At 67.2% G+C, this 14,013-nt stretch carries 15 protein-coding genes; 4 read left to right on the top strand and 11 right to left on the bottom strand.

The features are described 5' to 3' along the window. Window positions 1–100 precede the first annotated feature (100 nt). Window positions 101–550: a nucleoside deaminase gene (locus AC3DE2_RS11110; protein WP_488426213.1), complete on the top strand. Its 450-nt coding sequence runs from the start codon at window positions 101–103 to the stop codon at window positions 548–550. Between the two features lie 7 nt (window positions 551–557). Here the strand turns inward: AC3DE2_RS11110 and AC3DE2_RS11105 are convergent, their stop codons facing one another. The 3 genes from AC3DE2_RS11105 to AC3DE2_RS11095 form a co-directional block, all read right to left on the bottom strand. After that, the gene (locus AC3DE2_RS11105) at window positions 558–890 is read right to left on the bottom strand and encodes a hypothetical protein (RefSeq protein ID WP_488426211.1); all 333 of its coding nucleotides are present in this window, start codon (window positions 888–890) and stop codon (window positions 558–560) included. 107 nt (window positions 891–997) lie between these two features. After that, entirely contained in the window at window positions 998–1,468 is a 471-nt protein-coding gene (locus tag AC3DE2_RS11100) for a MarR family winged helix-turn-helix transcriptional regulator (protein ID WP_488426209.1), read from the bottom strand. A gap of 84 nt (window positions 1,469–1,552) precedes the next feature. Further along, window positions 1,553–2,650 (bottom strand): serine hydrolase domain-containing protein, encoded by a 1,098-nt coding sequence (locus AC3DE2_RS11095; protein WP_488426208.1) that lies wholly within the window; start codon window positions 2,648–2,650, stop codon window positions 1,553–1,555. Window positions 2,651–2,796: 146 nt separating this feature from the next. Here AC3DE2_RS11095 and AC3DE2_RS11090 point away from each other — a divergent pair, with 146 nt between their 5' ends. The 3 genes from AC3DE2_RS11090 to AC3DE2_RS11080 all read left to right on the top strand — a co-directional run bounded on the left by AC3DE2_RS11090 (window position 2,797) and on the right by AC3DE2_RS11080 (window position 5,414). Next, complete coding sequence (locus tag AC3DE2_RS11090) at window positions 2,797–3,933, top strand: sensor histidine kinase (protein WP_488426207.1); 1,137 nt, start codon at window positions 2,797–2,799, stop codon at window positions 3,931–3,933. Further along, entirely contained in the window at window positions 3,930–4,574 is a 645-nt protein-coding gene (locus AC3DE2_RS11085) for a response regulator transcription factor (RefSeq protein ID WP_488426206.1), read from the top strand. The genes AC3DE2_RS11090 and AC3DE2_RS11085 overlap by 4 nt, the downstream gene beginning before the upstream one ends. 147 nt (window positions 4,575–4,721) lie before the next feature. Further along, window positions 4,722–5,414: an alpha/beta hydrolase gene (locus AC3DE2_RS11080; protein ID WP_488426205.1), complete on the top strand. Its 693-nt coding sequence runs from the start codon at window positions 4,722–4,724 to the stop codon at window positions 5,412–5,414. Between the two features lie 105 nt (window positions 5,415–5,519). Here AC3DE2_RS11080 and hslU read toward each other — a convergent pair whose 3' ends face one another. The 8 genes from hslU to AC3DE2_RS11040 form a co-directional block, all read right to left on the bottom strand. Next, window positions 5,520–6,884 carry an ATP-dependent protease ATPase subunit HslU gene (gene hslU, locus AC3DE2_RS11075; RefSeq protein ID WP_295382337.1) on the bottom strand — a complete coding sequence of 455 codons (1,365 nt, stop codon included), beginning with the start codon at window positions 6,882–6,884 and terminating at the stop codon, window positions 5,520–5,522. Window positions 6,885–6,989: 105 nt separating this feature from the next. After that, the gene (hslV, locus tag AC3DE2_RS11070) at window positions 6,990–7,541 is read right to left on the bottom strand and encodes an ATP-dependent protease subunit HslV (RefSeq protein ID WP_141455391.1); all 552 of its coding nucleotides are present in this window, start codon (window positions 7,539–7,541) and stop codon (window positions 6,990–6,992) included. A 260-nt stretch (window positions 7,542–7,801) separates the two neighbouring features. Then, window positions 7,802–8,758, bottom strand: coding sequence for a tyrosine recombinase XerC (gene xerC, locus AC3DE2_RS11065; RefSeq protein WP_488426204.1), 957 nt, complete (start codon window positions 8,756–8,758; stop codon window positions 7,802–7,804). A 239-nt stretch (window positions 8,759–8,997) separates the two neighbouring features. Next, window positions 8,998–9,678, bottom strand: a complete 681-nt coding sequence (locus AC3DE2_RS11060; protein ID WP_488426203.1) for a DUF484 family protein — start codon at window positions 9,676–9,678, stop codon at window positions 8,998–9,000. Further along, complete coding sequence (dapF, locus tag AC3DE2_RS11055; RefSeq protein WP_488426201.1) at window positions 9,666–10,523, bottom strand: diaminopimelate epimerase; 858 nt, start codon at window positions 10,521–10,523, stop codon at window positions 9,666–9,668. The genes AC3DE2_RS11060 and dapF overlap by 13 nt, the downstream gene beginning before the upstream one ends. Further along, the gene (gene lptM, locus AC3DE2_RS11050) at window positions 10,520–10,768 is read right to left on the bottom strand and encodes an LPS translocon maturation chaperone LptM (RefSeq protein WP_488426199.1); all 249 of its coding nucleotides are present in this window, start codon (window positions 10,766–10,768) and stop codon (window positions 10,520–10,522) included. The genes dapF and lptM overlap by 4 nt, the downstream gene beginning before the upstream one ends. A gap of 40 nt (window positions 10,769–10,808) precedes the next feature. Next, window positions 10,809–11,222 (bottom strand): YbaN family protein, encoded by a 414-nt coding sequence (locus tag AC3DE2_RS11045; RefSeq protein WP_488426197.1) that lies wholly within the window; start codon window positions 11,220–11,222, stop codon window positions 10,809–10,811. A gap of 663 nt (window positions 11,223–11,885) precedes the next feature. Further along, the gene (locus AC3DE2_RS11040; RefSeq protein WP_488426195.1) at window positions 11,886–14,006 is read right to left on the bottom strand and encodes a S9 family peptidase; all 2,121 of its coding nucleotides are present in this window, start codon (window positions 14,004–14,006) and stop codon (window positions 11,886–11,888) included. Window positions 14,007–14,013 lie beyond the last annotated feature (7 nt).

The following is a 14,013-nucleotide window of genomic DNA, read 5'->3' as shown; positions in this document are numbered from 1 at the left end:
TCCCGGCATTCCGGTTGCGGCCAGACGGCGCGGGGCCCCACGCCCGCTCCGATGGCCGAGCATGGCAGTATCACGCCCAGCCCGCCACCCGGAATCGTCCATGTCCATCGACTATCGCGCATTGCTTGAGACCGCCATCACCGAAGCCCGCCAGGGCCTGGCCGAAGGTGGCATCCCGATCGGCGCGGCGCTGTACCACGACGATGGCCGCCTGCTCGGCTGCGGCCACAACCGGCGCATCCAGGAAAACGACCCGTCCGTGCATGGCGAGACCGACGCCTTCCGCAAGGCCGGACGCCAGCGCCGCTATCGCGACACCATCATGGTCACCACCCTGGCGCCGTGCTGGTACTGCAGCGGGCTGGTACGCCAGTTCAACATCGGCACGGTGGTGGTGGGCGAATCGGTGAACTTCCGCGGCGGCATCGACTGGCTGCGCGAGAACGGCGTCAACGTCATCGACCTGCAGAGCGAGGAATGCATCGCCCTGCTCGGCGACTACATCCGCGCCAATCCCGAAGTCTGGAACGAGGATATCGGCGAGGATTGATCGGTCGCTATGCCTGGCGCGGGGCTCTCCCCAGCATGCGCCCGTCGCGCGCGTTGAGGCGCATTAGGTTCAGTTGGATCAGGCCCACGGCGAGTTCGAATATCTGGACGAGTTGAAACACCCCGTCAAGACGGCCCGTCGACGCACGGTAGTGCAGGAACCAGGCGGCGGGAATCAGCAGCAAGGCTCCGTTGGCAGCCAGAATCATCATGCGCTTTTTCTTTCCGGAGAGAATGCTGCCCCGGCGCCGTTTCGCCAGAACCCGCCCTGTTCCACCCAGTGCGGCCATCGTCACTACCAGCAACGGAGTTCCGTAGAGCGCGATGGTGCGCTTGACCATCGCCACTCCGTCGGGGTACCTCGCGAGTTCGGCCACGACCGACGAGCACCAGAACATGGCGACCAGGAGTATCGCCAGGACACTCACCCCCCGATGGATCATCCTGATCACGCGCGCCGTCCCCGTACAGGCAATGGCGTCACCGCCAGGCGCTCTTCCAGCGCTTTCAGGACCCGAAGCGCCACTGCCAGTTCCCCGGCATCCAAGCCGGCAGACAGCGCTTCCGACCAGTTTTGCTCCAGCGCCATCGCAGCGTCGTATACGCGATGCCCCGCGCGGGTCAACGCATAGAGCGGTGAACGTTCATGACGAGGATTATCGCCTGGCTGAATCCAACCCTCCTGCATCGCAAGGTTGAGTTGTTTCTGAACGCCTTGGCGGGTAACGCCCATGGCGGTGGCAATCTGCGGCGCGGTCAGCGGACCGTCGGCCAATGCAATCGCTCCAAGAACCTGCCACCGCGCACTCGTGAGCTGCAGCGGAGCAACCAATTCATCGCCTTTTTCCAGCAGGCGTGCGTTGACGCGGAACACCGACAGCATAATGCCGGTAAGGGGATCGATAACGGCGGCAGCCATGGTTGTATCGCGGAAACCAGTAATGACAACCAGTTTCCATTAATGGAAACTGGTTGTCAAGTTACATCGGCTCGGCTGCCCTGCTCATTTCAAGGCGGTGGCACCTTGTCCATGCCTGACCGCCTGGATCATCCAGCGGTGCAGCCACTCATGGTGGCTGCGCCAGCCATCGTCGTCGAACAGCACGAACCAGCCCAGTTGCAGGCGACTGCGGCCGGTGTCGTTGCGCGAAACCAGCGCCAGCCGCCGACGCGGATCCACCAGCAGGAACTGTCCGCCCCAGCCATCGGCCCAGAACGTGCCGGCGTCGCGATCGATCCACCACAGGTAACCGTAGCCGTCGAACGGCGGTGGGTCGGCCACCGCCGACCACAGCCGCGCGCTTTCCTCCACCCACGCCGCCGGAATGATCTGCCGGCCACGCCAGCGCCCGCCATCGGCATACAGCATGCCGAAACGCGCCAGATCCGCGGCCGACATGAAGATCACGAACTGGCGATGCTCCGAATGACGGGCCTGTTCGTAGATCACATGTTCCGGCTTGAACATGGTCATGCCGGTCGGCCGGGCGATCCATTCGTACAACGCCTGGCCGATGCCCAGGCCGGTGCGCCGCTCGAAAATCACCCCCAGCACGTTGAAGTCCCAGTTGTTGTAGTAGAAATGCTCGCCGTGCCGGTGTGAGCCGCGGCGCGGACGTCGGTCCTTCATCGCCTGCACCTCGCCCGCCGCCTCCAGGTAGATGCCGGATCGCGACATCAGCAGATCGCGCACGGTGGCCTGCTTCTCGGTGGCGGTCAGCGGCACCACCGCGTCGTCGATGCCCAGCTCGGCCAGGGTCTGGTCCAGCCGCAGATATCCCTTGGCGATGGCGATCCCGTACAGCGCGCTGAGCAGGCTCTTGCGCACCGAATGGGTGTTGATGGGCAGGTCCGCTTCTCCCCACGCCATCAACTGCCGTCCCTCGTGCAGGGCGACGAAGGCATCGAAGCGGGTCTCGTGGACCAGGAACGCGTGCGCCTGCGCCAGCGCGCCCGGATCGACCACGCGGGCAGGCGGCAGGGAAGTGGCGAAGGCGTTGCGCTCCCCGGTGCGGAACGGCGGAAGGGCGGCCACGGCGACGGCCAGCGAAAGGCAGGCGGACAGGCCGATGACAACGGCCTTCCAGGGTCGGATCTTCATCGACGGGACTCCCGAATGGACGCCGGCAGTCTCGCGGCCCCCGCGCCGGCCGGACAGATGAAGGAAGCCACCGGGCGCGGTGACGAAAGTCATCGGTTGCATCGCGCGCCTTGTCACGACGCCCCGCCGACGCGAAGCTAGCCCGCATGGACCAGACCTCCACCCTCCGCAATCCCGCGCTGGCGGTGGCCGGCTTGCTGGCCTGGGCCGCGGTCGGGCTGGAACTGTGGATGCGGCCGGTGATGGCCAGCACCTTCCTGGTCGATCCGTCCGCCGTCACCGCGCTGGTGCGGACCCTGCACCTGCTGTTCGGTGTCCTGCAACTGGTGTTCCTGTGCCTGCGCCTGTCGCCGCAGGCGCGCCTGGCCGTGGCGGCGCTGCTGGTGCTGGACGCGCTGCTGCTGGTCGCCTCGTACCGCTACAACTCCGCCGCCGCGCTGCTGGTGGTGCCAATGGTGGAATTCGCCTACCTGCTGGGCGTGCGCGCGCTGGCCGTGGTCTTTGTCGCGGTCAACCTGGCGCTGCTCGGCGTGGTGCTGGCCTTCCGCGGCATGGATGCGCCGTACACCCACGTCGGCGTGCACGCGAGCCTGCAACTGTTCGCCATCCTGCTGGTGCGGTCGATGCAGAGCGCCGAGCGCGCGCGCGCCGCACTGGCGCGGACCCATGCCGAACTGCTCGCCACCCGCGGCCTGCTGTCCGAAGCCGCGCGCGGGCAGGAACGCCTGCGCCTGTCGCGCGAACTGCACGACGTGGCCGGCCACAAGCTCACCGCGCTGCGCCTGAACCTGGCCGCGCTTGGCCACAACCGCCGCCTGGACGTGACCGAAACGGTGGCGCTGTGCAGCCGGCTGACCGAGGAGCTGCTGGACGATCTGCGCGGCGTCGTACATCAATTGCGCCTGCACGACGGACTGGAACTCGGCCCCACCCTGGCGCGGATGGCGGCGCCGTTCCCGCGTCCGGACGTGCATCTGGAAGTGGAACCCGATGCGCGCGTGCGCACGCTCGAACAGGCCGACGCCATCCTGCGCGCATTCCAGGAAGGCCTGACCAACGCCGCGCGCCACGGCGAGGCCAATCATCTGTGGGCCCGGTTGTACCGCCACGACGGGTACCTGGTGCTGGAGCTGCGCGACGACGGCCACGGCATCGACGCGGACGCCGCGCCCGGCCACGGCCTGGGCGGCATGCGCGAGCGCCTGCACGCGGTGGGCGGCGCGCTGGCGTTCGGACCCTCCGATGGCGGCGGCTTCCTGCTGCGCGCGAGCGTGCCGGTGTGAACGCGCCGACACCCATACGCATCGCCCTGGCCGACGATCAGGCACTGGTGCTGAGCGGCCTGAAAGCGTTGCTCGGCGGTTTCGAACAATTCGAAGTGGTGGCCGAAGCCACCGATGGCGAAGGCCTGCTGGCGGCGCTGGACGGCAAGCCGGTGGACGTGGTGCTGTGCGACGTGCGCATGCCTGGCCTGGGCGGCCTGGAAGTCTGCGCGCGCCTGCGCCGCCTGCCGGGCGCGCCGCCGGTGATCCTGCTGACCACCTTCGACGATCCCGGCCAGGCGCTGGCGGCGGCGCGCGCGGGCGCGCGCGGCTACCTGCTCAAGGACGCCTCGCCGCTGGAACTGGTGGAAGCCATCGAGGACGTCGCCACCGGCCGCCAGGCCATCGCGCCGGTGGCCACCGACGCCATCCGCGAGCGCTACACCTACCGCGATCGCGTGCCGCCGTCCGGGCAGTTCAACCAGCGCGAAATCGACATCCTGCGCCTGCTGGCCGGCGGCTATACCAACCGCGAAATCGGCCAGGTCATCCACGTCACCGAGGGCACGGTGAAGAATTACCTGACCGAGGTGTTCGACAAGCTCGGCACCCGCGATCGCACCCGCGCGGTGCTCAAGGCGATCACCCTGCGGATCATCTGAAGCCCGCCGCCCTCCGCCGTCATCCGGGCAACGTCGAACGCAGACCCGGACTGAACAATCGTCGTGGCATAGTCCGGCTCCCACCGGCGCCCCGCCCGGTGCCAACGGCGGTCACCGGCAACATCCTCCAACCAAGGGAGTCGGCTCATGAGCAGCACACCCACCCTCGTCCTGGTTCATGGCTTCTGGGGCGGCGCGGCGCACTGGCGGAACGTCATCCTCGAACTCGCGCGCAAGGGCCACGACCGCATCCGCGCGGTCGAACTCCCTCTCACCTCGCTGGCCGACGACGCCGAACGCACGCGCAGGATGGTCGCCCAGCAATCGGGAGCGGTACTGCTGGTCGGGCACTCCTACGGCGGCGCGGTGATCACCGAAGCCGGCGATCAACCGAACGTCGTCGGCCTGGTCTACATCGCCGCCTTCGCGCCGGACGCCGGCGAAAGCCCCGGCGGCATCAGCCAGGCGCACCCTCCTGCCGCGATCGCCAACCTCGCCCCGGACAGCGACGGCTACCTGTGGATCCAGGACGACAAGTTCCACGAGAGCTTCTGCCAGGACCTGGACGCCGACGACGCCCTGGTCATGGCGGTCACTCAGAAAGCGCCGCTGGCGAGCACCTTCGGCGATACCGTCACCGCGCCGGCGTGGAAGAAGAAACCCAGTTGGTACCAGTTGTCGACCCAGGACCGCATGATCCATCCGGACAACCAGAAGCGCATGGCCGAGCGGATGAATCCGCGCACGCTGCTGGCGCTGGACGCCAGCCACGCCTCGCTGGCCTCGCAGGCCGCGGCGGTGGCGGGATTGATCGACGAGGCGGCGCGGGCGGCGGATTGACCGGTTCGTCCCGGTTTCCGGTTCCCGCAAACGAAAACGGGCGGCGCATCCGCACCGCCCATCGCGAAGATGGCGCGACCGTCGTGGACGGTCGCGATTCCGCGCTTACAGGATGTACCGGCTCAGATCCGGGTCCTGCACCAGTTCGCCCAGGTGCGAATCGACGTAGGCGCGGTCGATGGACACCGCCTGGCCGTCGCGATCCGGCGCCTCGTAGCTCAGGGTGTCGAGCAGGCGCTCCAGCACGGTGTGCAGGCGGCGCGCGCCGATGTTCTCCTGGCGCTCGTTGACCTGCGCGGCGATCTCGGCGAGGCGGTCGACCGCGTCGTCGCTGAAATCCAATGCCACGCCCTCGGTCCGCATCAGCTCCACGTACTGCTTGGTCAGCGCGGCCTTGGGCTCGGTCAGGATGCGGATGAAATCCTGCTTGGACAGCGCCGACAGTTCCACCCGGATCGGGAAGCGGCCCTGCAGCTCCGGAATCAGATCGCTGGGCTTGGCCAGATGGAACGCGCCGGACGCGATGAACAGGATATGGTCGGTCTTGACCGTGCCGTACTTGGTGCTGACGTTGGATCCTTCCACCAGCGGCAGCAGGTCGCGCTGCACGCCCTCGCGGCTGACGTCGCCGCCGCCGACGTTGTCGCCGCGCTTGGCCACCTTGTCTATCTCGTCGATGAAGACGATGCCGTTCTGCTCGCAGGCCTCGATGGCGGCGGCACGGATGTCGTCCTCGTTGACCAGCTTGGCGGCCTCTTCCTCGATCAGCTGCGGGCGCGCGGCCTTGATGGTGACCGTGCGCTTGTGGGTCTTGGCGCCGCCCAGGTTGGAGAACATCTGGCGCAGTTGCTGGCCCATCTCCTCCATGCCCGGCGGGGTCATGATGTCCACGCCGACATTGGCGGCCAGTTCCAGCTCGATCTCGCGCTCGTCCAGCTCGCCGTTGCGCAGCATCTTGCGGAACTTGATGCGGGTGTCGTTGTCCTGCGCCGACGGCTCATGGCGCGCGGCTTCCGGATCGAAGCCCACGCCGACGCTGCGGCGCGGCAGCAGCGCGTCGAGGATGCGATCCTCGGCGCGTTCCTCGGCCTGGGTGCGCACCCGCACCTTGGCCTGTTCGCGGTACATCTTGACCGCGGTGTCGGTCAGATCGCGGATGATCTGCTCCACGTCCTTGCCGACATAGCCGACCTCGGTGAAGCGGGTGGCCTCGACCTTGACGAACGGCGCGTTCGCCAGCGTCGCCAGGCGACGCGCGATCTCGGTCTTGCCGACGCCGGTGGGGCCGATCAGCAGGATGTTCTTGGGCATCACCTCGTTGCGCAGCGCCTCGGGCAGCTGCATGCGCCGCCAACGGTTGCGCAGGGCGATGGCGACCGCGCGCTTGGCCGCATGCTGGCCGACGATGTGCCGGTCCAGTTCCTGCACGATTTCGCGCGGGGTCATGGTGGAAGATTCGGGATTGGCCATGGGGGATTCGTGATTCGTGGGAAACAGGGAAGGAAAGCGGCAATGGGAGGGTCGAGGTACGGATCCGCTTTCGCGAATCCCAAATCCCGAATCCCCAATCCCGGACTAGAGCTCTTCGACGACTACGTTGCGATTGGTATAGATACAGATATCGCCGGCGATGTTCAGCGCCTCGACCGCGATCGACTTCGCGTCCAGTTGGGTATGCGCCAGCAGCGCGCGCGCGGCGGACAGCGCGTAGGATCCGCCGGAACCGATCGCGATGATGCCGTCCTCCGGCTCGATGACATCACCGGTGCCGCTGATGATCAACGAGGTTTCCTTGTCGGCCACCGCCAGCAGCGCTTCCAGCTTGCCCAGGCGACGCTCGGTGCGCCAATCCTTGGCCAGTTCGACGGCGGCGCGCTGCAACTGGCCGTGCTTTTCCAGCTTGGCCTCGAACAGTTCGAACAGGGTGAAGGCATCGGCGGCGGCGCCGGCAAAACCGGCCAGCACCTGGCCGTCGCGGCCCAGTCGGCGCACCTTGCGCGCATTGCCCTTCATGACGGTATGCCCCAGCGTCACCTGCCCGTCGCCGGCCACGGCGACATGACCGTCGCGGCGGACCGAAATGATGGTGGTGGCGTGGAACACGTTGGGATTCTGGCTGGGGTCCATGGGGGCCTCCGGGGGGTTCTCCCTGAGGTGGGGACGCCCGGGGGTGGATCAAGCGTGACTTTTGGGGAGGGGCTCAGCTCCCTTGACCAGCCATTCGGCTGTTGAAAGCGAAGAAGGGGGCGGGCGCCCGCGCTAGCGGGTGACGGGGGATTTGCTTTTGGCGCCAAAAGCAAATCCCCCTCAGTCCCCCTTTTGCAAAGGGGGAGGCAATAACAGCTTATGCGAGAAATAGCCCCCTTTTTCAAAGGGAGAGGCGAAGCTCACCGCTTCCGCTTCGCTCTCGGATGCGCCGCGTCATAGACCTTCGCCAGATGCTGGAAATCCAGATGGGTGTAGATCTGGGTGGTGGCGATGTCGGCGTGGCCGAGCAGTTCCTGCACGCCGCGCAGGTCGCCGGAGGATTCCAGGATGTGGCTGGCGAAGCTGTGCCGCAGCATGTGCGGATGCACGTGCTTGAACAAGCCCTGGCGCTGCGCCAGTTGCTTGAGCCGGATCTGCACGGCGCGCTGGGAGATCGGGCCGCCGCCGCGGCCGGGAAACACATGCGCCTCGTTGGCGCCGCCCTGCTCGGCACGCCACGCCTCCAGCGCGTTGCGCGCGTGCGAGCCGACCGGCACCTTGCGTTGCTTGCTGCCCTTGCCGAGCACGGTGACGAAGCCGGACGCGAAATCCAGATCGCGCCAACGCAGCGCGCACAGTTCGCTCAGGCGCAGGCCGGAGGAATAGAACAGTTCCAACAGCGCGCGGTCGCGCAGGCCCAGCGGCACGTCGGTGGGCACCTCGACCAGTCGCGTGGCCTCGTCGGCATCCAGCACCTGCGGCAGCTTGCGCGGCGCCTTCGGCGCGCGCAGCGCGGCGGCCGGGCTGGCGGTGATGCGTCCGTGCTTGAGCAGCCACTGATAGAAGCTGCGGCAGGCCGACAATCGGCGTTGCAGGCTCTTGGGCGAGAGGCCGCGACGGTGTTCGCTGGCGACGAAGCTGCGCAGTTGTTCGGTATGCAGGCCCACCATGTCGGCGCCCTGCTCCGTCGCCCAGGCCGCGAGCGCGATCAGATCGCGCCGATAGGCGTCCAGCGTGTGCGCGGACATGCGTCGCTCGATCTGCAGGTGGGCGAGGAATTCGTCGATGGCGCCGCGGGGTTCGCCGTGGCCGGCCTCACCTTGGCGAGCCGCCGGTGCGGGTTCGATATTTGACTTGTGCTGACGGGCCCTGCTCATCGCTTACCGCGCTTGCGTCCTGCGCAATGGATTCCAGCATACGCTGGAACGACGGGGTGAGATACGCCGCGCGAATCTCGCCCCGCCCCATGAATTCCAACGTCGTCATCCCGGCGGATGCCGGGATCCATCGGGCTTTTGCCCTTGTGTCCCCTCCACGCGGAACCGGCCGAACATGGATTCCAGCTTGCGCTGGAATGACGCTCGGGGATGCGCAGGGAGTCGGGACGCCGTGCCGCTCAGGCCTCGAAACGCTTCAGCGCCGCGGTCAGCGCTTCGCCCATCATGCGCAGGAACAGCGTGCCCATGCCGGGATAGAAGCGATTGCCGTCCAGGCTGCCGACCGCGACCAAGCCCACGCCCGGCAGCGGCAGCAGCGCGGAGGACTGCACTTCCTCCGCGCGGGCGGCGTACAGCACCACGTTCTTTTCCGGCTGCAGGCGGCCGCAGATCGGCTCGCCGTCCTTCAGGCAGTCGCGGAACGGCGCGAGAATCGCATTGCCTTCGGCGATGATCTGCAACCACTCCGCGTCCTCCAGGCCGGCGACCGGCTTGAGCAGCACGATGCTGACGCGGTCGCCGTTGAAGTCCTCGGCCAGCGAGGCGGCCATCGCGCGCAGGGTGTCGGCGGCGTTGTTCTGCTTGAGCAGCGACAGGGTCAGCTGGTGGGTGCGCACCGCCAGCCGCTCGTTTTCCTGAGCATTGGCGAACAGATCGCCCAGGCGCTTGGACAGTTCGCGGTTCTTGTCGCGCAGCACTTCCAGCTGGTAGCTGGCCAGCGAGGCGGTACGGCCGTCGTCGCGCGGGACTACCATGCTCAGCGCCAGATCCGGAAACTGCTTCAGAAAGGTGGGGTGGCGGCGCAGCCAGGCGGCGATTTCGTGGGCACCCAGCTTCTCGTTCTCGTTCATGCGTTCCATTCCCCTTCGAATACGAATGCGGTCGGGCCGGACATCACCACTTCGGCATCGTCGGCCGGCCATTGGATGTACAGGTCGCCGCCCGGCAGCGAAACCGTCGCCGCGCGATCGATGCGGCCGCGCTTCATCAGCACCACCGCCGCGGCGCAGGCGCCGCTGCCGCAGGCCAGGGTTTCGCCGACACCGCGCTCGTAGACGCGCAGGCGGACGTGATCGCGCGCGAGCACTTCGGCGAAACCGACATTGACCGACTCCGGAAACCAGTGCGACTGCTGCAGCGCCGGTCCGGCCCGCAGCACCGGCGCGTCGGCCACCGAGGCCACCTCGATGACCGCGTGCGGGTTGCCCATCGACACCGCCCCGAAGCTCAGGCGCAGGTGCTCGTCGATGCGGGCGTCGTATTCGCCCTGGGCCTGATCGAAACCGGCCAGCGGAATCCGCGCCGGCACGAACTCCGGCACGCCCATGGCGATGGCATAGCGATCACCGCCCAGATGCTCGACGTCGTGCGTGGTCAGCGGGCTGTCGACCCGGAACCGTTCGCCGCTCGCGGTCCCGTCGCGCATCAGCCAGGCGGCCACGCAGCGCGCGCCGTTGCCGCACTGCTGCGAGGTGGAGCCGTCCGAATTCCAGATCCGGTAGGACGCCACCGCGCCGGTGCTGCGCGGCGGTTCGATGGTGAGGATCTGGTCGCAACCGACGCCGAAATGGCGGTCGGCCAAGCGCGCGGCGAGTTCGGGCCCCGGCGGTGGGACGTCGCCGCGCAGGTCGAGCACGACGAAGTCGTTGCCCGCGCCGTGCATCTTGGTGAAACCCATCGACGAGGCCGGAGGCCGCGCGCTCATGGCGTGCTGGGCGGGTTGGCCGGCTCGGTGGGTTCGGCGGGCGGCGTCGCGGTGTCGGTCGAATCCGCCGGCGGGGCCTGCGTGCCTTCCGCAGCCGGTTCGACCGGCGCCTCGACCGGCGCCTCGGCCGGGACTTCGGTCTCCGGCGCCGGCTTCTCCGGCAGGAACAGCGGGCCCTTGGCGCCGCAGGCGGCGAGGAGCGCCATGGCGATGGCGGCGGACAGCAGGCGGAGCGATCGGTTCATGCGGCGCAGTATAGCCAGCCGGGGATGAATCGGAATGACGTCAGCGCGGTGGTTCCGGGCGCCGCCACAGCCAGGTGGCGACCACCGCCATGCAGCCGATGGGAAGCAGCACCATCCACAGCCGGTGCGAACCGGCGATCAGCATCACCGCCAGCAGGATCAGCGCGCAGGCCAGCATCGCCCAGGTCGCCGCCCACTTGGCCCGCCGCGACACCGCGCCATGGGCCTGCCAGTCACGGATCATCGGCCCGAAGCGCGGGTCCGTCATCAGGTAATGGTGCAGGCGGTCCGACCCGCGCGAGGCCGCGTAGGCCGCGATCAGGATGAATACCGTGGTCGGCAGCCCCGGCACGAAGATGCCCAGGATGCCGGTGCCCAGGCTGGCGTAGGCCAGCAGCCACCAGGCCCAGCGGAAGCGGCGCGAGGAAGCCGGCGGAGGCGTGTCGTCGTTCACCGGCACCTTTTACCGCATGTGGGCGGATTGCGTCAGCCGTCGGGTGACACAGGCCATGCGGGCGTCCAGTTCCATCGAGCGATTTCAAGGTGTCGCGGATGCATGGCCGCCATCAGGTTGTCGGGCATCACGTGCGGATTTCCTGGCCAGTCGCGTCTTGTCGGCGAGCGAGGGAGGCACTCGGGCGTTTGGATGGCGGGTCCTGTCCTGATCCCGGCGCATCGATGTCACTGGCTCGGCCTGCCCCCGCCCCAACCCTCCCCCGCAAGCGGGGGAGGGAGCCGCTTTTTTCCGGTGGCGGAGAAATGAGCGAAGAGAAAGAAAGCCCCTTCCCCCGTTCACGGGGGAAGGCTGGGATGGGGGCGAGCAAAGAGAGGAGCATCGATTGAGGCAGACGTTGCAGCGTTCGCTGCCTGCTCCTGGCCCACCGACGTCACCGATGCCGGCCTGCCCCCACCCCAACCCTCCCCCGTAAGCGGGGGAGGGAGCCGCTTTTTTCCGGTGGCGGAGAAATGAGCGAAGAGAAAGAAAGCCCCTTCCCCCGTTCACGGGGGAAGGCTGGGATGGGGCGAGCGATGTACCAACCGCTCGACAAACCAGACACAAGAAAAGAGCCGGGCGTGGCCCGGCTCTCCTGCAAGCATCACGATGAAGCGCGGTGGGTTACTTCACCGCGGTGTCCGCACCCAGCTGATCCAGCACGAACGCGTAGTACTCCGACATTTCCTGGTAGCGACGGAAGCGGCCGGACTTGCCGCCGTGGCCGGCTTCCATGTTGGTGCGGAACAGCACCGGCAGCTTGCCGGTGTTGACGTCGCGCAGGCGGGCGACGTACTTGGCCGGCTCCCAGTACTGCACCTGCGAGTCCCACAGGCCGGTGCCGACGAAGATTGCCGGATAGGCGTGCGACTTGAGGTTGTCGTATGGCGAGTAGGTGACGATGTAGTCGTAGAACTCCTTCTTCTCCGGATTGCCCCACTCGTCGTATTCGTTGGTGGTCAGCGGGATGGTCGGATCCAGCATGGTGGTGACCACGTCCACGAACGGCACCTGCGAGACGATCGCGCGGTACTTGTCCGGCGCCAGGTTGGTGATCGCGCCCATCAGCAGGCCGCCGGCGCTGCCGCCCATCGCGGCGACGCGGTCCTTGGCCGCATAACCTTGCTTGACCAGCGCGTCGGTGACGTCGACGAAGTCGGTGAAGGTGTTCTTCTTGTGCAGCAGCTTGCCGTTGTCGTACCAGGCCCGGCCCATTTCCTGGCCACCGCGGATGTGGGCGATGGCGTAGACCATGCCGCGATCCAGCAGGCTGACCACCGGACCACTGAAGCCCGGATCCATCGACGCACCGTAGCTGCCGTAGCCGTACTGCAATAGGGCGGCGGTGCCGTCTTTCTTGAACCCATTCTTGTAGACCAGCGACACCGGCACCTTGGTGCCGTCGCGGGCCTCGACCCACACGCGCTCGGTGGTGTACTTCGTTGCGTCATAGCCGATGACCGGCTGCTGCTTGAGCTGGCGACGCTCCCCGGTCTTCGTGTTCAGTTCATAGGTCGTGGCCGGCGTGGTCATCGAGGTGTAGCTGTAACGCAGCCAGTCGGTGTCGTGCTCGGAATTGACGTCCAGGCCCATCGAGTAGGCCGGCTCGTCGGCCTTCACGTATTCCTCCTTGCCGTCGGCGCGCAGCAGGCGGATCCGCTCCAGGCCCTCGGAACGCTCGCTGATGGCGGTGAAGCCGTCGAACAGTTCGAAGCCCTCGATGTAGACCTTGTCGCTGTGCGGCACCCACTCCTTCCACTGGTCGCGGGAAGTGGCGCCATCGGGCGCGGTCATGATCTTGAAGTTCTGCGCGTTCCAGTTGGTGCGGATGACCCAGCGGCCGTCCAGGTGATCGGCGCTGTATTCGACGTCGCGCTCGCGTGGCGCGAGCACGGTGAACTCGGCCGGATTGGCGGCCGGCGCGCAGCGCGACTCGGACGAGACCGTGCTTTCCACGCCGATGCAGATGAATTTGTCGTCGCGGGTGCGGCCGATGCCCATGTAGAAGCTGTCGTCCTTCTCCTCGTAGACCAGCACGTCCTGCGAGGCCGGCGTGCCCAGCACGTGCTTCTTCACCCGTACGGTCAGCAGGGTCTCGGGATCGTTCTCGACGTAGAACAGGGTCTTGTTGTCGTCCGCCCAGACCAGGTTGGGCGACACACCGGTGATCTGGTCCGGGTACAACTCGCCGGTGGCCAGGTTCTTGAACTTGATGACGTACTGGCGGCGACCGACCGCGTCCTCGGCGTAGGCGAGAATGCCGTTGTCCTGGGTGACCTCGTAGTCGCCGACGCTGTAATAGCCCTTGCCTTCGGCCAGCGCGTTGACGTCCAGCAGCACTTCCTCGGCCGCTTCCATGCTGCCCTTGCGGCGGGCATGCACCGGATAGTCCTTGCCGGTCTCGAAACGGGTGTAGTACCAGTAGCCGCGCTCGCGGTACGGCACGCTGCTGTCATCCTGCTTGATGCGGCCGACGATCTCCTTGTAGAGCGCTTCCTGCAGCGGCTTGAGCGGCGCCATCAGCGCGTCGGCATACTCGTTCTCGGCCTTGAGATAGGCCAGCATCTCGGGGTTCTTGCGATCGTCGTCGCGCAGCCAGTAGTACTCGTCATTGCGCTCGGCGCCGAACGGTGCCTTGACCACATGCGGCTTCCTGGCGGCATCGGGCGGCGTGAGGTCGGCGGCGGCGGAAGCGAAGTGAGCGGTCATCAGTACGGTCGCGAACAGGAGGGAGGTCGTTTTCATGGATGGG

It is taken from the genome of Pseudoxanthomonas sp. 68-E7 (genome assembly GCF_057773145.1).
Note: the sequence above shows the minus strand (reverse complement) of the source record. Positions and strands in the feature narration are given on the sequence as shown.